A 20,461-nucleotide genomic window follows, 5' to 3' on the forward strand; every position below is an offset into this window, starting at 1 on the left:
ACCTCGTCGATTTTTGCCTCAGCCCTACAGCGAGAATTATTGTTTAAATAAAAATAACCAGCCACTCACACTGAACCAATAAATAAACCAGTTCAATGAGAGTGGCCAAAAAATCATATTGTAGCCATTTGCGCTTTAAGTAAATGGCTGCAAACTTTAATGTTATGAATCACTAATGGCTATGGTTTTTGTATTAACAAACTCTAATATACCTTCCCTTGATAACTCACGGCCAAAACCTGATTCTTTTATTCCACCAAATGGTAATCTGGGGTCAGAAGCCACAAAAGCATTAACAAAACAAGCACCAGCTTCTATTTCCTCAGTAGCTATGCGCTCCCCCCTTTCCAAATCGCGAGTAAACACCGCGGCACCTAAACCATATTGACTTTGATTGGCATAAGCAATGGCCTCTTTTTCACTATTGACAGTAATAATAGCAATAACAGGTCCAAATAACTCTTCATCAAAAGCTGGCATGCCAGGTGTCACATGAGTCAACAAAGTTGGTGGATAATAAAAACCTTTTCCTTCGGGAATTATACCACCTAGCAATAATTTAGCACCTTGTTTTAGTGATTTTTCTACTTGAATATGCAAGCTCTCACGCAAGTCTGAACGTGCTAATGGGCCAAGCTTGGTTTCCGAATTAAGTGGATCCCCCATTTTAAAGGTGGAAACTTGCTCAATTATCTTCTGGACCAGGGCCTCTTCAACAGATTTTAAAACAATGATACGCTTAGCAGCAATACAAACTTGACCTGAATTATTAAGTCTTGAATTAACAATACAACGTGCAGCCAGATCCAGATCGGCATCCTCTAGAACAATATAAGGGTCGCTTCCACCAAGCTCTAACACCGCTTTCTTTAAAAATTTTCCAGCATGACTTGCAACTGCACTTCCTGCACGCCCACTTCCAGTCAGCGTGACTGCGATAACTGAAGGATGCTCTATAATTTTAGCAGCACCGTCATTATCAACAATTAAATGCTGGAACACATATTTAGGGAATCCCGCATCCAGGAATAACTCTTCAATTTTATTACCGGTTCCAGAAGATATAGGTGCATGTTTCAAAACCGCAACATTACCAGCCATAAGAGTAGGAACAGCAAAGCGAAAAACCTGCCAAAATGGGAAGTTCCATGGCATTATGGCGAAAACGATCCCAAGCGGTAAATGACATACTTTGGATTTTTTCATATCCGTTTGCACCACTTTTTCAGCGAGATATGCTTCTGCATGTTCTGCATAATGCTCACATAACCAGGCACACTTATTAATTTCAGCAATACCAGCAGCGATCGGCTTACCCATTTCAACTGACATTAAATGAGCTAACTCTTCCGTTTTTGATTTTAACAATTGGGCAAGTCGCAACATTAAAGCTTTTCTTTTGCTAAAAGAGGTTTTTTTCCACTCCAGATATGCTTCATGCGCTTTATTAAGTCTTTCATTAACTTCCTGCTCACTCAAGCAATCATAGCTTTGAAGTACCTCTTCTGTTGCGGGATTTACAGTTTGAATTTTCATGATGTCTCCATACAGAATAAAGTATATTTAATTAAAGTTATCAACTCTCCTTGCGTACTACTTTTGATTATTGATACTATTTTTATATTTTTAGCTTTTCAGAAAAAAGCAACAGTAGTTTAAACCAATATGTTAGTACAATTAATAAATATTTCAGAAATCCATAATTAAGTGCGACTTTTAAGCAATGGTTTCTATTAACACTAGGATAATTAATGAACTTAAGCAAACAGCAATTCCATCCCTTACAGTACGTAGCGGCTTGGTCAGTGCATCTCTTTACTGCAAGTGCAGCCTGTATTGGTGTCTTTTCATTAGTAAAGATGTACCAGCATGAATATATTTTTGCTTTATGGCTTATGCTTATTACGGTTGTTATTGATGCAGTTGATGGAAGTCTGGCTCGTTTAGTCAACATTAAGGAAATTTTACCCAAAATTGATGGTGCATTACTTGATAATATTGTTGATTACTTAAATTACGTTATTACTCCTTGCTTTTTCTTGCTCGTTAAGCCCGGTATGCTTCCGCCTACTTATTCAGTAGTCCTGATCGCAGCGGTATCAATTACTTCTGCTTATCAATTTTGCCAGTCTGATGCCAAAACCCCAGATCATTTTTTTAAGGGATTTCCTTGTTATTGGAATGTTACTATTTTATACATGTTCATTTTTAATACGTCTGCCACGACTAATGCAATTATATTGACAATACTTTCCATCCTTATTTTTGTACCTGTAAAATACGTATACCCTTCAAGACTGGACTATTTAACAGAATCTAGAGTATTAAAAATACTGATGCATGTTTGCTCTATTACTTATGCTATTAGTTCGATTTGTTTGCTCATTAGTTATCCTAATACAAACGTGATTTGTCTAACACTTTCCTTAGCTTATGTTGGAATGTATATATTTTTAAGTTTTTACAGAACTTACTATCCTATGATTAAGGCAAAAATAGCGGCACAAAAAGAATAGATTCTTTTATTCGGGATAGACTTTGTATTTTTTATGATTAAAATAACCCACAAAGTTTACTTACTGAGGTATTTATGTCTGTGTATCACCAAATGAATAAATCGATTATTTTATCTGCTGTACTAATTAGCGCAGCACAAGCTCAAGTTCCAAGTACATTCCCAAGAGGATGTGAAGTTACAGGTTTCGGTTATAGTCAAAATTATTTGATTTTAAATGAGACTGGAAACCAGTCTTACTATTTAATACAAAATCATTCTGATTCTAAAATTGAAATGGAACGTGTAAATACGGAGGAAGCATTTATGAGCCCCCCTTTACATGCCACATTGGATCCAATGAGCTGGGGCGCATTTGCTTCTGATGTCAGAAACTTAAATTTTAAATGTTATAAACGTGTTGATGAAACTACTACTCTTGTGGACTGTCGTAATGTATTAGAAGTATGCCAATACCCAAGAGTTAAGTTTGCTCTGAGCAACATGGGAAATTATTGGATTTCATTTAACAAATCCCAAGGTGCAATTATTCAAGAATCAGTGGCCAAAGGGATTTACTTAAAATGGTGATACGTGACTAAAAAAATATTTATTTTTTTGGGATGCATAGGCTCAGTTATTATATTAAGTGGCCTTTTGAAGTTTTTTGGAACTACTACACCTCAACTTCATTCTCAACTTTATTATTTCATTGGCGGTGTAGCTTTACTTATTACCGCCATTTATTTTAGATTGCTTTTTTTCATAGCCCTACAATTAATACTTATTGCTGGGCACGCAGCAATTTTATTAGGTAGTGGGCCTTATACTCAGTTTTTCTTACCTATATTAATGTGCTGTCAGCTTCTCACGTTTTATTTGATGTTTGGCAAGGAAAATAGTGTATTTTTAATACTTGGAGTTTTTGGCATAGCTTTGCTTTCAATGGGGTTTGCCTACAATGATAAATGGATATTTTTTTCAGGAAGTACATTTATTGCCATTTATGCTTACTATAGTGGGTATAAAGGATTATATCCCTCTTATATTTGGGCAGTTTTAAATACAATAATTGCACTGCTTGCCCTCTACCGAATACTTTTAGTATAAAACAAGAGATTGAAGAATAATTTTAGGAAAACCTGGGTTACGCAATGCGTTTGACCCAGGTTAGAAGAAACTTACTTAGCAGGAACAATCTCAACGTGCAATTTAGCAATAACATCGCTGTGAACATGTATTTCAACAACGAAATTACCAATTGAATGCAAAGGTCCCTCTGGCATTACAATTTCACGCTTAACTGCTTCGATACCTTTCTCTACTAAAGCATCTTTAACTTCATTAACACCAACGGAACCGTATAGCTTTCCTTCGTCACTCGCCATAGCGTTAATAACGATTGTAGTATCATTCAACTTAGCAGCACGCTGCTCAGCAACAGCCAAAGATTGTTGCGCTTTTTTCTCAAGCTCAACACGACGCTGTTCAAATAGCTCAATATTTTTTGGTGTAGCAAAAACCGCTTTATTTTGTGGTATTAAGAAATTACGGCCATAACCTGATTTTACATTTACTTTATCACCCAGGTTACCTAAATTTCTCACTTTTTCTAATAAGATAACTTCCATCTTAATAACCCCTTAAATTGACTCGCCAACCCTTGAAGGGAAATACGATCTAAAATTAACTAAACTATCTAACAAACCAAGGATGATGTAGGTACATAATACAAAAGTTGGCTTCAATAATATTAATAACATTAATAAAATGAATACCTTCACTTGTCTCTTTTGAGAAAAGATAAAATAAACCAATCCAAATCCAGAAGCCAAGAAATAACAAAGCACAATGGGAAGCACATTCAAAGCCAAAGGAATTTCATAAAAAGTTGCCAACGAAACGCCCATGAAGACTAAAAATGAAAGTTTACCACTACGAAATACCATCAACTCATTCCTGAAACCACCAGGTAAAAATAATTTTGCTTGCATAGCTCGCGCAAACATCAAGGAAATCGTTGCAGAAACAATCACACTTAATATCTGAATTCCGAAGAATAATTGCGCTAAAATTACTGAGTTTATGCCATTAAGAGTGGAGTCAACTAGTTCCTGGTATTGTGTCAAAATCATTTTAAATAGCTTAAATTGTTCGACAATAAAACCAGGTGCTAAAAGTTGAATGAGTAAGCAACCCAAAAATGACAGTGTAAAAAATACCCCTGCAGCCACCTGCCATTTTTCAGTGTTTCGCAAGCTCAATGCTGCAAAATAACACGGAAGATAAGCAATAAGAGTATTAATTAGTGCTCCGGACAACGGTATTAACATCATCAATGGAACAGAATGAATAACAAGTGCAGGCAATAACACATCAAAACCAGATCGCGCACCTTTTCTTAATGTCACTAAACATACTAAAGCGACGGAAAGCCAAGATGCAAAAGGCAATACCGAAAAAATTGCAGCAAAAACAATTGCTTGCTGTTTACTTTCAAGCATTAACTTACATTGCTTTATTATAAAATTGCCTGCGCGCATCATTATTATTTATCTGTGGCTATCACAATATGGCAACAGACCAAGAAATCTGGCTTGCATAATTGCTCTAGCTAATTGTCTTTGAAAACGGGTTTGAGTACCAGTAATACGACTTGGTACAATTTTACCAGTTTCAGATATGTAATTTTTCAACAAATTGATGTCTTTATAATCAATTTCATTGCCGCCTTCTGCGCTGAAACGGCACATTTTTTTTCTACGAAAATAAGCTGACATAATTAAAACTCCTCTTAAGCTGATCTGGTTTCTTTTTCTTTCTTCATCAAAACAGATTCAGTAGTGATCGCTTGTTTTTGACGAGTGATTAAGTTTCTAATAATTGCATCATTAAATTTGAATGCATTTTTAATTTCTTCCAGAGCTTCAAGGCTACACTCAATGTTTAAAAGAATGTAATGCGCTTTATGTACATCACAAATTGGATAAGCTAACTGGCGACGACCCAAGTCTTCTTTACGATGGATGACCCCATTGTGCTTGCTTATGATCCCTTCATAGCGCTCTACCATTGCTGGTACTTGTTCGCTTTGATCCGGGTGCACAAGAAACATAATTTCATAATGTCTCATGATTTCTCCTTATGGATAAAAGCCTCCTGTTATTCGAAACAACAGTAAGGCAAGGTTTAAAAAAAGCTGCTAATTATAACCATTTTAGTCGCATCATACAATTCTCAATCAATTAAAAATAATTTAATTAGGGTGTAAGACAAATGAAAAACTCTATTAAATTTTTTTTTATTGATTTTCTATTGAATTTTAGTGACAAATATCTATGAATTAGGTTACCGTGCATTAAAAGTAAATGTCATTGATTTATAATCAACTTATTTGAAAGTACAGAGGTTTTTAATGGATATAATTTCTCTTCAATTTGAAGAACCTTTAATGATTCATATTGGTGATACTGCTATTAAAATTTTAGCTTTTAAAACACAAGAACATGGAAATATAAAATTTGGTGTTGATGCTCCCAGATCTGTTAATGTGCATAGAGAAGAGATTTTTCAGGCCATTAAACAAAAACAACTTTTAGAAACAGTTGAATAGTTAATCTAAAATGAGACAAGTGTCATCACGTTCACTTATTATCCTATCTGGTTTAGTCCTGATATTATCCTCTATTGTTTTTACAATAAATCATTTTTTTTATAAATATCCTGGTAATAATTTTTTTCCTGATGGTATCCCATTTCTGGCGCTCTTTTTAACTCTTCTAAATCTTGGGCTCATCCTCAGTTTTCCCAAGGACAATAAAATCCGGCAAGTCGGACGAGAGCTTATCTATTTTTTTTCCGTGATGTGTTTTATTGCTATCGCAACAAATGCAGTACAATTAACCCCTTTCCCAATTATTGATCCCTTCATTAACACACTCGAAGAACATATGAATATCGATATGGAAGCGATATTAGCCTGGACACACAATCATCCTCAGTTTAAATATTTACTCGGTGTAATTTATGATAGTCTCATCTATCAAATGAGTATTTTGCCTTTGCTGATCATTGTCACCTGTCGCTTTCATTTAATAAGAGAGTATTATTTTTATTTGTTAAGTACGGTCTTGATTGGCTTTGGATTTTATTATTTTTTTCCTACTACTGCTCCTGCGAGTATAATCAATAGTCCTTTTTTCTCACCGGAGCAAATTGACACCGGCCTTAAGTTCAGACAAATTCATCATTATATAAACCCCACTACAAATGAAGGAGGATTAATAGCACTTCCCTCTTTTCATGCAATTTGGGCGTTATTATGTGTGAATCTTCTTAGAGAATGGCCCATTCCTTGTTTTCTACTATTTATAATTAATCTATTTCTTATTGCATCTTGTGTTTTATTAGGATGGCATTATTTAATCGATATTATAGGTGGCTTTATTGTCCTGCTTTTAAGCTACTATCTTTTGAAATACTGTAGCATTTACAGAGAAACCTAGGCATCTTAGAGGTTTGTACTCAAGTTACTTAGATTATATCGATAACTTATATTTTACGTACGATACCTGTTGGATGATAAAGCTCATTTTGAATTACTTTATTGCGACTTAAATTGAAAATATTATGATCTTTTAATTGCTCTTGTACTACTGATTGCAGGGGCTTACCATGTTGTTCACTTAAAAGAGGATGGATTTGAATCACCCATGCGCCATCCTGTTTACCAATTTTTACTGGCTCATTAATTACTCTTACTGGTGTTCCTATTGGAACCATTCGAAATAAATATTCGATATCATCAGGAAACATACGAAGACATCCCGCACTGACACGCGAGCCAATTCCATTAAGTCTATTCGTACCATGTATAAGAAATGTTGGCCACCCTAAGCGCAAAGCGTGTTGACCTAATGGATTATATGGTCCAGAAGGAAACTCATCAGGAAGAAAATCACCATTTTTCTCTGCTTCGTCACGCAGTCGTTCTGTTGGTCGCCACTTAGGATTTGCAACTTTGGCTACAATTTTGGTTTCCCCCAAAGGAGTACTCCATCCTTTGCGGCCAATACCAACGGGGAAAGTAATTACCACATTCTCATTTTCAGGAAAGTAATACAGTCGATATTCCGCTAAATTGATTACAATTCCCTTTCGAGGAACATTAGGCAAAATATACTGTGCAGGAATAACAAGCCGAGAATTTGCAATTAAAGATTGTCTGGCATCGATTTGAGGGTTTGCTCTAACAAGCTCATCATATCCCACATCAAAACGTCGTCCTATCTCATCTATTGTTTCATTTGCCTCAGCTAAAGCATATTGCATCTCACCAACCACATTACCTGTTGTTGGTAAAACCAAAGTGGTCGCATGAGATATAAATGCGCAAAAAAATTGAAACATCAAAAAAAATAATCTTTGGTTGAATAAGATCATTTGTAATGAATTAACCATAAATGCGATCTGGTACTGATATCCTAACCTAGTTTTGAGGATTCGTCATCCCGAGTGCAGTGAAGGCTCTCCATAAGATGGGTATAAAATCAGGAGATCCTTCATAGTAAACTTCTCAGGATGACGTTGTCGTAAATGTCTCGTAGAATCAAAATTACAAACTTTCATCTACCTTAAATCGCTCACCATACTTGGATTCTAGGGTCTTAAACAAATTTTCCAGATTATTTGTTCCAAAATCTTTTGCATAGTTCATTGGGCCACCACGGAATGGGGCAAAGCCTGTAGCAAAAATCATTCCTGCATCAAGCAAATCAGCATCCGCAACAACTCCCTCGCGCAAACAGGCAGCCGACTCATTTACCATTCTCAAAATTAACCGATCGGCAATATGAGGGTTAATTGGTGTACTGGGTTGTTTTTTAACCGGCTTACCATTTTTGTACTGATAAAATCCTTGACCTGTTTTACGACCCAGTTTACCGTCTTTAACCATATCACGTAATTTTTGAGGAACAGTTCCACCAAAATGAGCTGTTAAATTTTCAGCAACAGCAAGACCAACATCTAATCCTACTGTATCTGCAAGCTCCACAGGTCCCATAAACATACCAAATGATAATGCAGCTTCATCAATCGTTTCAGCACTATATCCTTCATCCAGCAATTGGACACACTCCATAAGATAGGGCATTAACACTCGATTGACTAAGAATCCAGGGCTGGATTTAACAGGTAAAGGCAGTTTGCCAATTTGATTGACAAAAGCACATGAATCAAGCTCAACCGTTTTGGAGGTTTTTACACTACTAACAACTTCAACCAAATCCATCTTAGCAACTGGATTAAAGAAATGGATACCAACCAAACGATTCGGATTACTCATCACACTACTCATTTCATCCAGTGGAATACTGGATGTATTCGTCGCAATGATGGCGTCCTTTTTAGCAAGCTTTTCAACTTTTTTCATAATTTCTTGCTTTACTGCAAGATTTTCGAAAACAGCCTCAATAATTACATCGGCGCGAACAATACCATGCCCCTCAGGATCAGGAATTAAATTATCCATCGCAGCTTGTATGAGTCGTGGCTTACGTAATTTTTTCTTATACAAAGTATGAGCACGGCCAATTGCAGGTGCAATTTGCGCATAAGATTGATCTTGCAAAGTTACTCGCAGACCACGTAGAGCACACCAAGCCGCAATATCGCCGCCCATCACCCCTGCGCCTATGACGTGTACATGAGTTGCTTTAAAGTCACTACCTTTTGCAAAACCTTTTAAACGCTCACGCAAAGAAAACGCGCGGATCAAATTTTTTGAAGTAATTCCAGTAGATACTAAATGTTCTACTGAGTCTATTTCCTTCAAGTAAGCCCTATCGCCCATACCCCCTTCATTTTCCCACAAATCAATAATGGCATAAGGCGCAGGGTAATGTTCCTTTCGTACTCTTTTCGCAACGTTACGACGCATTAAAGCTGCTATAGGTTTTCTCATCCATGCACTGTTTGTTAATCCTTGTATGAATGAAGGTCTATGCTTTGGCGGCTTGTTTTTTATAAAATAAACAGCAGCTCGTTTTAGCTGACGTACGGGAACTACATCATCAACCATGCCTAAGCTTTTGGCTTTTACAGCATGCACTGCGCTTCCAGTCAAAATGATTTGTGATAAAGCATTAAAACCACCAATCAATTGAGGTAATCGTACAGAGCCTCCCCAACCTGGATGTATACCTAACATTACTTCAGGCAAACCGATACGAGTATCTTTTTCGTCACTAGCAACACGATAAGTACAGGCTAAAGCCAACTCGTAACCACCTCCCATGCAGAAACCATCGATCATAGCCACGCTAGGAATTGTTAGCGCCTGTAATCGAGCAAACACTGCTTGTCCTTTTCGTAAAAAATCTACCGCTTGAGCTGGAGTTTCAAATTTTGAAAAGGCATTCACATCAGCACCCGCTATGAACCCTTTTTCTTTAGCTGAATAAACAATTAACCCTATAGCATTTTTATCTTGTGATATTTCATGCAGAAGACTGTTGAGTTCGTCTAATACTTCTTCATTAATGCTATTTACAGACGTATCTATTCTATCCAGTCCTAACCACAGAATATTGTCGCTATCTTGTTTCAAGTCCCAATGTTTGTAATTATTCATGTCCTTTCACCTCAGTCACTCGTTCAAGATACATAGCCCCGCCCTGTCCCCCACCAATACAGATAGAAGCCATACCTCGCGACTCATTTCTTTGTTCCAATGATTTTAAAACGTGTAATACGATACGTGCTCCACTTGCACCTATAGGATGTCCTGCTGCAATTGCTCCGCCATCACGATTAAGCTTGTCCAATGAAGGGCCACCCAATGCTTTTTCCAAACCTAATTGAGTGCGGCAATAATTCTCATCATTCCAAGCAGCAACACAACCCAAAACCTGCGCAGCAAATGCTTCATTAATTTCCCAGCAATCGATATCATCAGTTTTTAATTTCTGTCTTTGTAAAATAGGAGTAACCGCATGCACAGGGCCTAGTCCCATTTGTGATGGATCCAGGGCCGACCATTGCGAGTCCACTATTCTACCTATTACCTGTAAACCATATTTTTTCACTGCATCTGCGCTAGCGAGTAATAACAAGCACGCACCATCCGTTATTTGCGAGCTATTCCCAGCCGTAACCATACCGTACTTTTTATCAAAAAAAGGCTTCAATTTAGCTAATTTTTCGACTGTTGAATCTGCACGTAGACCGTCATCTTGTGGATAGACACGTCCTTTATAATCAATAATCGGTGATACTTCAGTCATTCTATTTTCGCTATAAGCTTTTGCCAACTTTAAATGGCTTTGGTTCGCAAACTCATCCATTTGCTCACGAGTTAAGTTAAAACGGTAAGCGACTTTTTCCGCTGTTTGCCCCATATTCATACCAACAATAGGATCAGTAAGACCACGTAGCAAAGCAATAACAGGAGCAAGATAAGCAGGTCTAAATTGAGTAATTAACCCTAATTTTTGACTAAAACTTTTAGAACCATACCAACTAGCCAACCAGGAGGCCATTTTTTGGTTAAATAATAAAGGAGCATGACTCATAGAATCGGTCCCCCCCGCAAGCACCAAGTCACTGCGCCCGCTCGCAATTTGGATTGCTGCATTATCCAGCGCTTGCATTCCAGAGGCACAATTTCTCATTACTGTAAACGCGGGCACTTTATCACCGCATCCTAAGCGCAAGGAAATCACTCGAGCAATATTTGCTTCATCTGGACTAGGCATAGCACAACCAATAATCACTTCATCCAATTCAGTTGGAGCAAAAGGTTGTCGATTTAATAATGTCGTCCCTGCAGCTACTGCCAAATCAGATCCAGTAAAAGGTCCTATCCCTTTGGCCTTGAGAAATGGTGTTCGACTGCCATCAACTATATACACGTCTCGACCATGTAAATTCGACTTCTGCTTCATCGATCCTCCTTATTTTTAAATTGGGGCGCAGCCTTGCAATAATGTTTTGATAAAAGAAAAGATACTCCAAAAAATCAATGAGTTCTGTTACCAAAGAGTGCAAAATCTTCTAAATTCACGCCCTTACTCCTCACTGAAACTGGCTTTGATTTATGAATGATAAAGAGTAGCAGTAATCATGAAAATTTGGAAATTTTATAAAGCATTATATAAAAAAATATTAAACTAATTTCTTGAAATATTGAGTAGTATCCAGATAAGACAGTAATTCACCCCTTATTGAATAACTATAGACCATACTGAGACTTATAAAGACTACGGTATCTATTAAGTTTTAATTTATAAGTAATGGATATTGACGGCATCAAAATACCTGATATACTCCGCAACCATTGATTGGAGAGATGGCCGAGTGGTCGAAGGCGCTCCCCTGCTAAGGGAGTATGGGAGAAATCCCATCGAGGGTTCGAATCCCTCTCTCTCCGCCAGTCAACGCGCCCGTAGCTCAGTTGGATAGAGTATCTGGCTACGAACCAGGGGGTCGGAGGTTCGAATCCTTCCGGGCGCGCCATTTAATCCAGTACAATCAAGAAGTTTAGTTCCATTTTGTAGAGACTAAAAAAGGTGCTGCAGCAAATTTGTAACACTTTTTTAAAATCCTACTACATTATGGACTTCTTCGCTCAAAAAATGAAACTATTCAAAAATTAAACATTATAGACCAAGAAATTAAGACCAGAACTAGAGAGTCACATTTTGATCAATGGCAACTCAATCCTGCTGTTCATTATAATGAGTGGGGAAATTTTTCAAAAAATGATATTCCACATTTAATCGACTCGATGGAAAAACTAATTAATTCTTGGGTTTATTGTTGAAGGAACTCACAAAAATTCTTTATTAATTGATGGTCAATATTTTGCTGAGATATCTATGGCTTTGTTTTTTTAGATTTTTGGCATTAGAAATGCTCGGTTTTTACAATTGGGATTTGTGCCGTTCCATTACTTAACTAGCAAGGGAATATCTAGATTACAATTAATTCTGGGATCTAGATCATGAAACTTTGATTCCATTATAATCTGTAGAAAATTCTTATCTTTTGAGCATTATGTGATAAAATAGCGTACAGTTTAATCTTTAACTATGAGAATGCATTTAAATGTGGCAACGTTTTATTAAAGAGGAAGACTTACCGTTTTCTGTAAAATTTATGAGTTTTTTTCTTAGAGGCAAAGATAAAATTTATCGAAGTCAGTTAGCTGAAGTGGTTCAAACGTATGAACACCATCAATCTGCATACACTAAAGCTGCAAGTAATAACTTAGATGCTTGGAAAAAACCTGCAGAAGCAGTACGCCCTACGTGCAAAATCTCTGTGAGTACCAATGATTCGCTCACTGAAGCACGAATCCAGACCCAAAAAACGGGGGAAACTCAAGTTGTGGTAAATTTTGCGAATGCATACCATGTGGGCGGAGTCTTTCAATATCGAAGAGGCAGCCAAGAAGAAGATATCGCGCGTCGAACCAATTGGTCTTTCACGATTAAGGATGATGATCTTCAGGATGCGCACCATTACTCACCCGGCATGTCTCGTTTAATCAATGGCGAGGACGGGAGAGTTTATTTTAATCCTTCTCAGCTTACCCTCATTCGCGATAGTGATGGTACGCTTCTAAATCCCCAAAGCAATGATGGAACAATTTTTTCTTTCTTTGAATTGCGTGCCGCAGCAGATGATTTACGTAGAAGAATTTTTGGCATTCCTCTTCCATTTTTTCCTCATCCATTTAATGAAGAAAGTATGAGAAAAAAAATACACGCCCAGCTCGATACTCTTGTTGAAATGAATCAGAAAAATATCATATTAGGTGCGTTTGGCTGTGGTGCTTTTTGTAATCCTCCTGATAAAGTCGCTCATTTGTATCAAGAAATTTTAAGCCAAAACCCATATAAACAATTTTTTACACATATTGTTTTTGCGATTAAAGGAAATGGTACTGATGCTAATTTTAAAGCATTTCAAAAGGAATTAGGGCATTTAGACAAGGATACCTCTTACATCCCTATGATGCACAATATGCCGGGTTCTGAGGATACGTTAACAAGTACTATGAGCAATCCTCTCCATAAGAATGTATTTAGTACAGAACCTGAAAGAAAAGTTGTTACTGCGAATAAACAGTCGTTAACCAATTCCGTATAAACTTTGGTTCCTTGATGCGTTAGTTTAATGCGAAGCGAAGAGCGCTTGTTTTATTTGTCGTTGCTCGGCTCATTTTAAAGTAGCAGTACTTTTGCTCTAGGCATGCCAATTTACATTTTTGAACCAGCAAGATAATGCTTGTCCATTATGGTCCTGAATTCAATACTCTACCTGCATAGGTTGGTAGGGAGATTGCAACTTTTACGCTATTTCCTTAATCATACCTTAATAAAGCAAATGATATTCTCTAGCATACACCGCACCAATTCCAGTCTGGTGCACAGCTCTAATGTTTATTCGCAGGAGAATGCCATGCAAAGCAATTTAGAACTTAATATCAGTTATTCTTCTTGGAAAGAAAAATATGCCATATATCTTAAAGAAAATAATTCAGGACGGCATGGCTATCAACATAATTTTTATGCAAACTTACTTATTGAAAATTTTGAGAACATTTTTCCCGACTTCTTTTCCATTAAAGTAAATGAACAATTTACAGCTCTGGTTAATAAGTATTCTTTTGAGCTAAGAGTAGCTTATGGTTATGAATGGGACAAGTCAAAAGTAGAGGCCTCAAAGCATCCCAAGTTTTTGGAGTTTTTAGATGAGCTTAAAAAAAATGGATTTTTATTTCAACCAGAAATAAAAAAACTGGCGCCTCATCTTGCTCAAGTAAGCAGAACGTCTCGTGATAGTTTTTTTGGAAAACTACCTCAAGACTATCTCGATACCTTGGCAAATTATCTCGAACCGCAACTTTCTTTTCATGACTCGGCTACGAAAATGAAGGGGGAATTGCAAAAAGCACATGCTTTTTATGATAAAATTCGCCTTTTTTCATATGAAGAAGATGATATAGCCTTTTCGCAAAGCACAGGTACACACGTCGTTCTAACCTCTTATGATTCTTTTAAGAATTGGTTTTCCGAACTTCCCTTGAGAGAAAACATTCCCCTTAATCCTGACTTTGGAATGTATAAAGTTAATGAAAACACCTTGGCTATAAATAGTGGGCCAAAAACTCCTGGAATCCAAATTCAAAAAAAGGGCGATACATTTATAGTCTGTAATAACTTAACTGCAGATACCGCAACCAGCAAGATGTCACCTGACGAATTAAATTTAGCAAGAAAAAACCATCTTGTAATGCTATTAACCGCGCTAAAACAGACCTTACAAGCAGAGCCTAAAAAGGTTCAAACAGAAATTAGAGAACAAGAACAAGAGTCAGTACCCAAAAGCGAAGAAATTTGTTCAATACAATAAACTCTGCTAAAAAAGCCCTCCTTTAAGACGCAAAAATATTTGTGCATCCTGGCATAAAATCAAATTTTTTGCGTCTATGGCTTCGAAAGTAGCCAAGCAACTGTTACTTTTCTGTATAATACATCCCTATACTTATCCATCAGAGAATTCGTACTTGAATCACGAGAATCAAACACCCTATGCGCAACTCAATCCCAATACCATTTTGGATGCAATTGAAAGCACGGGGGTTCTTTGCACAGGCAGCCTAATCGCACTCAATAGCTATGAAAACCGCGTTTATCAAATAGGCATTGAAAATGCCGAGCCTCTCATTGCTAAATTTTATAGACCGAATCGCTGGTGTTCAAAAGCTATTATAGAGGAGCATCAATTCTCACTTGAGTTAGTACAACATGAAATTCCCATTATTGCCCCCCTAATTATAAACGACCAAACCTTACACCATCATTGTGATTTCAGATTCGCACTCTTTCCTAGGCGCAGCGGCCATGCACTAGAATTGGATAATAGCGAACAACTAGAATGGATGGGACGCTTTTTAGGGCGCTTACATAGAGTTAGTGCATGCCAGTCATTTCAACATCGCATCCAATTAAATCCCCAAAGTTATGGCCATGATCCCTACAAACTTCTCCTTGAACAGAGTTTTATTCCTGATTACTTAACCTCTAACTTTTGCAAAGCAGTTGAAACAGCATTACATAAAGTAAATCAAATATTTAAGTCTATAGGTGATATTGATCAAATACGCTTGCATGGCGATTGTCATGCAGGAAATGTGTTATGGAGCGAATCAGGTCCTCATATCGTTGACTTAGATGATTGTCTGATGGGCCCTGCGATACAGGATATTTGGATGTTACTTTCAGGTGAACCAAAACAAATGGATTTGCAACTGGAGAAGATTTTACAGGGTTATTGTCAATTTCATGATTTTAACCCGCGTGAACGTCATTTAATCGAAGCATTGCGTACACTACGCATGCTGCATTATTCAGGATGGATCGCAAAACGTTGGGCCGATCCCGCATTTCCTTTGAGTTTTCCATGGTTTAATACGCCGGTATATTGGCAAAATCTGATGATGAATCTTAATGAACAGATTGAATTATTAGATCAATTTGAATGCTAGTTAGCGCGGCAGAACAGACGATTTTTCCAGACTTCATCCTGCTCTTACTGCAAAAAATTTTAATGAATGCTTGGTGTCTTTTAAAGCAAGCGTTTAATTAAAATTTTTCTTGATTTTAAGGTCAGTACCTATATCAGATCCCGAGAAAAAAAGGCCAGTATCAGTGTCTTATTATTACCATAGTATGAAGTGCTGTATTACCTACCATAACCAAGTTGATTTTACCCTTAATAAATCAATGTGCATCTTTGCATAAAAACCAGCTAGCTACAACTCAGCCACGTTGCATCCTGTTTTAATTCTGTCTTTTAAATTTAAGCAGTAAAACGCAGTAAGCGTAGTCTCACTTCCATTGAGTTAAGGCATAATTTGATATTATATGTTTGAAATTATGCCCTAGGGCCACACAAATCGCTGTTACATTTAGCTTGCAAATATATGCTATATTTTTATGAGAAAAAGATCGGAACAAGTCTAATTCATAAGCTCATTTTTCCTATTCGTTAAAAGCCCTGGGCAGAAGGAGGTAGGAATGACAACTGCTGCGGAACACTATAAAGATTGCCCTAGAGGCATGACTATTGACGAATGGAGCGCACGTATCGATCTAGCCGCACTCTATCGTCTTGTTGCCTTGAAAGGTTGGGACGATCTGATCTTCACTCACATATCAATGCGAGTACCTGGGAGCAAACACCATTACCTGCTAAGTCCATTCGGCTTGATGTTTGAAGAAGTGACCGCTTCAAGCCTGATTAAGGTTGATGTAGAAGGCAATTTGATTGGGTCGGGAAGCAAAATGATAAATCCAGCAGCTTTTGCCATCCACAGTGCAATCCATAAGGCACGTGACGATGCAAAATGCATTATCCATCTTCATACTCTAGATGGTGTTGCGCTTTCTGTGTGCGCAGAAGGGTTATTACCACTAACGCAGCATGCCATGATTATTGGTGGCGAGCTTGCCTATCATGACTATGAAGGTATTGTACTTAATTCTCACGAAGGGGAGCAGCTGGTTAATGATTTAGGCTCCAAACATCTCATGTTGCTTCGCAATCATGGAACGTTAGCGGTGGGGCCTAACTGTGGGGCTGCCTGGTTACTGATTTACTACTTAGAATCTGCTTGCTCCATACAGTTGCGCGCCACAACTCATAACAGAGAACTTAATAAACCAATCCAGGGCATTCCTGAAAAGGTTCAAAAAATGACGAGCGCTTGGTACGATGGAACCTTGGGTACATTTGCCTGGCCTTCTTTTTTGCGAAAACTTGAGCGCATTGATCCCAGGTACCGAACCTAAAGAAGTCTCCGTATGAAAACATATACCGCTTTAGAACAAGGCATTCATTTTCTTAATAGAAAACATACGTCAATTCCTACACAAGAGCTTAAAGGAGAATGCGCCTGGAAAGTTAAGGAAATTGGACGTCTTGAAACAATCGCACATCATGTGTCTTTAGCTGAAATAAACGCTATAGATACTTTAATTGATGAAGTCGAAGCAGCAGATATCAGGTTTGATGAAATCGGTCCCGGAGACTGGGGTAATACCAATTTACAATTACTTATTGATGAATGTTGCACTGCATTGTTTAAGGGGCGAGGATTTATCCTGATCCGCGGTATTCCGATTGAGCGTTGGTCAATATCACGCGCTAAATTATTTATGGCAATTTTCGGCAGTCAATTTGGCCATTTAGGCATCCAAAACCTACAAAATGACATCATTGGGGAAATATGTAACCGCCCCGAGGCGAATATCAACTATGCACGTAATTATCTCACTAACCGGGAATTTCGTCCTCATTGCGACGGCGCTGACCTACTTGGGCTTCTTACCATCCGACCTGCGGCACAAGGTGGGGAAAGTCGTTTGACGAGTTCCGTTTCAGTATTCAATGCATTACGTAACGAATCACCACATCTGATACACCGATTGTTTGAACCTGTATTACTCGACTTACGCAACGAACAAGCTCCAGGGACTCCCCCGGTTGTATGGATAACACCTTGTGCACACCATGAGGGTCAACTTAAAACGGTTTATCTCTCAGATTATTTCCGAAGTGCAGACCGCCATCCCGGAGTTACAATTGATCCTGAAGCGAAAACTTTGTTTGACTTATATGATCGTCTTGCTACTCACCCTGATCTAGAATTACGCTTCACTCTGAAAGCAGGAGATTTACTAATTATCAATAACCACGTTATTCTCCATGCACGTGATGCGTTTGTCGATGTACCCCATGCAAAACGACTTCTGCTTCGTTTCCTGGTATCCTCTAATCTCATGCCCTCTCAATTCGGCAATCCCTAGTCTTCTGCTTTTTGGCAGACTCAATCCAACAGAATCATTCATTGCGGGCAAGCGGTGTAATGTTCTCTTATACAGCTAGCGCCTTCGTATCAGAAGATGATACCTTTTGAAAATCCATTGGCAAATTATGCACTACACCAATTGTGATGTTCTTTCGAGTCATTATCTCTATGAACAAAATTTTTATCGGAAATTTGTGTTTTATATGCTTCCAATATAGGAAGCATGACACGTTGAACCATGGTTGCAATCAGGATCAGTATCACCTAATAAAATCGATAATTTCTGCATCGAGATCGCTACCCTTTAACTTATTCATAAGCGCTTAACTTTTTGAAAATAAAACGAGTTCTGCGTGAGATTTTTTAACCTCGATAGGATGTTGCATCCCTATATGACATCAATAATGTCCAAGCCAGATCCTAAGAGCCGTACACTTTAAAATTGCAATTAATCTTGATTGACAGTTTACATCATTAAATTAATCTCGTTATAGTAATAGAGTAAGTGTCTACAAATTAAGGATAATTAGTGAAAAAAAATATAATTTATATTATTTCGGGTCTAATCTTTTCTGGAAACTTATTTTCAGGGACCATGGGAACAGATACACCACTCAGAAATTTATATATAAGGGGTGATTTAGGTTACAACTTCTTTAATGACCCCTCTGCCATTACTGCGAGTTATCTTTCAAATACTCAAATCAGTGCGCTCGATACGCATATAGAAGACAGACTGGGCTATAGTGTTGGGATTGGTTATCGGTTCATGCCGCAATTGAGAACTGATGTTACATTTACTTATCGCCCTTCTATTTCGTTCCAAGCAACGGATGATGCACCTGAAATAGGTACTGCGAAACTCAAAAATTATACCGTTATGGCTAATGGTTATTATGACCTGGACATAAACCTCCCAGTTATGCCTTATTTAATGGCGGGTATTGGCCTGAGTTCTAATAAAACCAATAGCATTTATTGGCCTTTCGTACAGCAAAATGAATTCGGTCATACAGTAAATCACTTCGCTTGGCAGGTAGGTGCCGGATTATCTTATGCTCTCTGTGATCGTTTGTTACTTGACTTTAATTACCAATTTGTAGATCTGGGTAAATTTTCCAATACCGGACACTATGATACCGGAGGTCCTTTTAATATTGGTTTAATTGGAACACCAACCAGTTTCAACACCCTTTATAGCAATCAGATTCAATTGGGATTACGATATTATATTTTATAAAGCCCATGGTGATTGTGCTAATATTCGAGAGAATTGTTCCTTGTATCAAGGCTTTTTAGAAATTAAAAATAAAGAGTAACGATCTTAGAAAGATTGATGGTACTCATTTATTAAACAAATACTCTATACTCTTTAAATGACTTCTGAAATTTATTTTTGGAGATGCAATGAATAACACGGCTCCCCCTTATAAAAAGCTTTGGCGATCCCGGGATAATAAAATTATTGCAGGTGTTTGTGGGGGGTTGGGAGAATATTTTAATTTTGATCCATTTTGGGTTCGTATTTTATTTATTGTGTTTTTCTTAGCTGGAGGGGCGGCTTTTCTTGCATATGTAATTATATGGCTTATCGTCCCATTGGAACCTTTAAACAAAGAAAAGAAAATCATTAACCCGGATTTGTAAAAATATTTTCTTAAAGCTAAATCATTTAAGAAAACTTTTTGGTAATTTTAAATACCAAAAGTTTTTCCATTATTCTCTGTGAACTATTATTTCGATATTCTATCTTCCGGGCGCGCCATTTTTCGATAAAAACAATAAAAGCAAAAATCACTCCAAATAGTAGCCAAGACCTCCTATGTCTTTGGCCCGGAAATATTCGAACCGAACGAGGTTCGAAAAAATGCGAACGCGAAGAGCACAAAGCGTGGCGTTTTGATCTAACAAATAATCTCGGCTCTTCCCCAAATCCAGGGGCACTTCACTCATCCACAAAGCACTCTAACTCTTTATGTGGATCGATGACCTAACCTACGCCTGGTATCGAAGATCAAAGAAAAAATATGAAATATCAGATCTAGAAAACCGGCTACTGAAATGTAAGTATTCAAATACATGGAGAA

General features: G+C 37.5%; 20 protein-coding genes and 2 tRNA genes. 14 read left to right on the forward strand and 8 right to left on the reverse strand.

Translation table 11 applies throughout. The features are described 5' to 3' along the window. Nucleotides 1-162: 162 nt before the first annotated feature. Nucleotides 163-1,536: an NAD-dependent succinate-semialdehyde dehydrogenase gene (locus ACWTEW_RS14765; protein ID WP_454782416.1), complete on the reverse strand. Its 1,374-nt coding sequence runs from the start codon at nt 1,534-1,536 to the stop codon at nt 163-165. Between the two features lie 215 nt (nt 1,537-1,751). On the opposite strand from ACWTEW_RS14765, the gene pcsA reads away from it, so the two are divergent. The 3 genes from pcsA to ACWTEW_RS14780 all read left to right on the forward strand — a co-directional run bounded on the left by pcsA (nt 1,752) and on the right by ACWTEW_RS14780 (nt 3,604). Continuing rightward, complete coding sequence (gene pcsA, locus ACWTEW_RS14770) at nt 1,752-2,516, forward strand: phosphatidylcholine synthase (RefSeq protein ID WP_454782417.1); 765 nt, start codon at nt 1,752-1,754, stop codon at nt 2,514-2,516. A 74-nt stretch (nt 2,517-2,590) separates the two neighbouring features. Beyond that, nucleotides 2,591-3,085: an enhanced entry protein EnhB gene (locus ACWTEW_RS14775; protein ID WP_454782418.1), complete on the forward strand. Its 495-nt coding sequence runs from the start codon at nt 2,591-2,593 to the stop codon at nt 3,083-3,085. A 3-nt stretch (nt 3,086-3,088) separates the two neighbouring features. Next, the gene (locus ACWTEW_RS14780) at nt 3,089-3,604 is read left to right on the forward strand and encodes a hypothetical protein (RefSeq protein ID WP_454782419.1); all 516 of its coding nucleotides are present in this window, start codon (nt 3,089-3,091) and stop codon (nt 3,602-3,604) included. Between the two features lie 71 nt (nt 3,605-3,675). Here the strand turns inward: ACWTEW_RS14780 and rplI are convergent, their stop codons facing one another. From rplI to rpsF, 4 genes are read right to left on the reverse strand one after another with little or no spacing between them, the layout of a single operon-like run. Beyond that, nucleotides 3,676-4,125: a 50S ribosomal protein L9 gene (gene rplI / locus ACWTEW_RS14785; protein WP_454782420.1), complete on the reverse strand. Its 450-nt coding sequence runs from the start codon at nt 4,123-4,125 to the stop codon at nt 3,676-3,678. A gap of 12 nt (nt 4,126-4,137) precedes the next feature. Further along, nucleotides 4,138-5,040, reverse strand: coding sequence for a hypothetical protein (locus tag ACWTEW_RS14790; protein WP_454782421.1), 903 nt, complete (start codon nt 5,038-5,040; stop codon nt 4,138-4,140). A gap of 6 nt (nt 5,041-5,046) precedes the next feature. Continuing rightward, nucleotides 5,047-5,274 carry a 30S ribosomal protein S18 gene (rpsR, locus tag ACWTEW_RS14795; protein WP_058469456.1) on the reverse strand — a complete coding sequence of 76 codons (228 nt, stop codon included), beginning with the start codon at nt 5,272-5,274 and terminating at the stop codon, nt 5,047-5,049. Nucleotides 5,275-5,288: 14 nt separating this feature from the next. After that, the gene (gene rpsF / locus ACWTEW_RS14800) at nt 5,289-5,627 is read right to left on the reverse strand and encodes a 30S ribosomal protein S6 (protein WP_454782422.1); all 339 of its coding nucleotides are present in this window, start codon (nt 5,625-5,627) and stop codon (nt 5,289-5,291) included. Between the two features lie 282 nt (nt 5,628-5,909). Here rpsF and ACWTEW_RS14805 point away from each other — a divergent pair, with 282 nt between their 5' ends. Together ACWTEW_RS14805 and ACWTEW_RS14810 are read left to right on the forward strand one after the other, a co-directional pair. After that, entirely contained in the window at nt 5,910-6,107 is a 198-nt protein-coding gene (locus ACWTEW_RS14805) for a carbon storage regulator (protein ID WP_454782423.1), read from the forward strand. 10 nt (nt 6,108-6,117) lie between these two features. Further along, on the forward strand, nt 6,118-6,999 hold the full coding sequence (locus tag ACWTEW_RS14810; RefSeq protein WP_454782424.1) for a phosphatase PAP2 family protein: 882 nt from the start codon (nt 6,118-6,120) through the stop codon (nt 6,997-6,999). A 46-nt stretch (nt 7,000-7,045) separates the two neighbouring features. Here the strand turns inward: ACWTEW_RS14810 and ACWTEW_RS14815 are convergent, their stop codons facing one another. From ACWTEW_RS14815 to ACWTEW_RS14825, 3 genes are all read right to left on the reverse strand, one after another. Next, nucleotides 7,046-7,903, reverse strand: a complete 858-nt coding sequence (locus ACWTEW_RS14815; protein ID WP_454782425.1) for a L,D-transpeptidase family protein — start codon at nt 7,901-7,903, stop codon at nt 7,046-7,048. 205 nt (nt 7,904-8,108) lie between these two features. After that, on the reverse strand, nt 8,109-10,127 hold the full coding sequence (locus ACWTEW_RS14820) for a 3-hydroxyacyl-CoA dehydrogenase NAD-binding domain-containing protein (protein ID WP_454782426.1): 2,019 nt from the start codon (nt 10,125-10,127) through the stop codon (nt 8,109-8,111). Next, nucleotides 10,120-11,439 carry an acetyl-CoA C-acetyltransferase gene (locus ACWTEW_RS14825; protein ID WP_454782427.1) on the reverse strand — a complete coding sequence of 440 codons (1,320 nt, stop codon included), beginning with the start codon at nt 11,437-11,439 and terminating at the stop codon, nt 10,120-10,122. The genes ACWTEW_RS14820 and ACWTEW_RS14825 overlap by 8 nt, the downstream gene beginning before the upstream one ends. A 398-nt stretch (nt 11,440-11,837) precedes the next feature. Here ACWTEW_RS14825 and ACWTEW_RS14830 point away from each other — a divergent pair. From ACWTEW_RS14830 to ACWTEW_RS14870, 9 genes are all read left to right on the forward strand, one after another. Further along, nucleotides 11,838-11,927: transfer RNA gene (locus ACWTEW_RS14830), tRNA-Ser, on the forward strand. Nucleotides 11,928-11,933: 6 nt separating this feature from the next. Next, a tRNA-Arg gene (locus tag ACWTEW_RS14835) sits at nt 11,934-12,010 on the forward strand. Between the two features lie 591 nt (nt 12,011-12,601). Continuing rightward, nucleotides 12,602-13,648: a TIGR02452 family protein gene (locus ACWTEW_RS14840; RefSeq protein ID WP_454782428.1), complete on the forward strand. Its 1,047-nt coding sequence runs from the start codon at nt 12,602-12,604 to the stop codon at nt 13,646-13,648. A gap of 312 nt (nt 13,649-13,960) precedes the next feature. Then, nucleotides 13,961-14,914 (forward strand): hypothetical protein, encoded by a 954-nt coding sequence (locus tag ACWTEW_RS14845; RefSeq protein WP_454782429.1) that lies wholly within the window; start codon nt 13,961-13,963, stop codon nt 14,912-14,914. Between the two features lie 154 nt (nt 14,915-15,068). Further along, the gene (locus ACWTEW_RS14850; protein WP_454782430.1) at nt 15,069-16,049 is read left to right on the forward strand and encodes a serine/threonine protein kinase; all 981 of its coding nucleotides are present in this window, start codon (nt 15,069-15,071) and stop codon (nt 16,047-16,049) included. A 532-nt stretch (nt 16,050-16,581) separates the two neighbouring features. Then, on the forward strand, nt 16,582-17,355 hold the full coding sequence (locus tag ACWTEW_RS14855; RefSeq protein WP_454782431.1) for a class II aldolase/adducin family protein: 774 nt from the start codon (nt 16,582-16,584) through the stop codon (nt 17,353-17,355). A 12-nt stretch (nt 17,356-17,367) separates the two neighbouring features. Further along, a complete protein-coding gene (locus tag ACWTEW_RS14860; protein WP_454782432.1) occupies nt 17,368-18,372 on the forward strand; it encodes a TauD/TfdA family dioxygenase in 1,005 nt (334 codons plus the stop codon). Nucleotides 18,373-18,903: 531 nt separating this feature from the next. Then, nucleotides 18,904-19,614, forward strand: coding sequence for an outer membrane protein (locus ACWTEW_RS14865; protein ID WP_454782433.1), 711 nt, complete (start codon nt 18,904-18,906; stop codon nt 19,612-19,614). A gap of 167 nt (nt 19,615-19,781) precedes the next feature. Further along, nucleotides 19,782-20,021, forward strand: coding sequence for a PspC domain-containing protein (locus ACWTEW_RS14870; protein ID WP_454782434.1), 240 nt, complete (start codon nt 19,782-19,784; stop codon nt 20,019-20,021). The last annotated feature ends 440 nt before the right edge of the window (nt 20,022-20,461 follow it).

The organism is Legionella stuttgartensis (assembly GCF_977063405.2).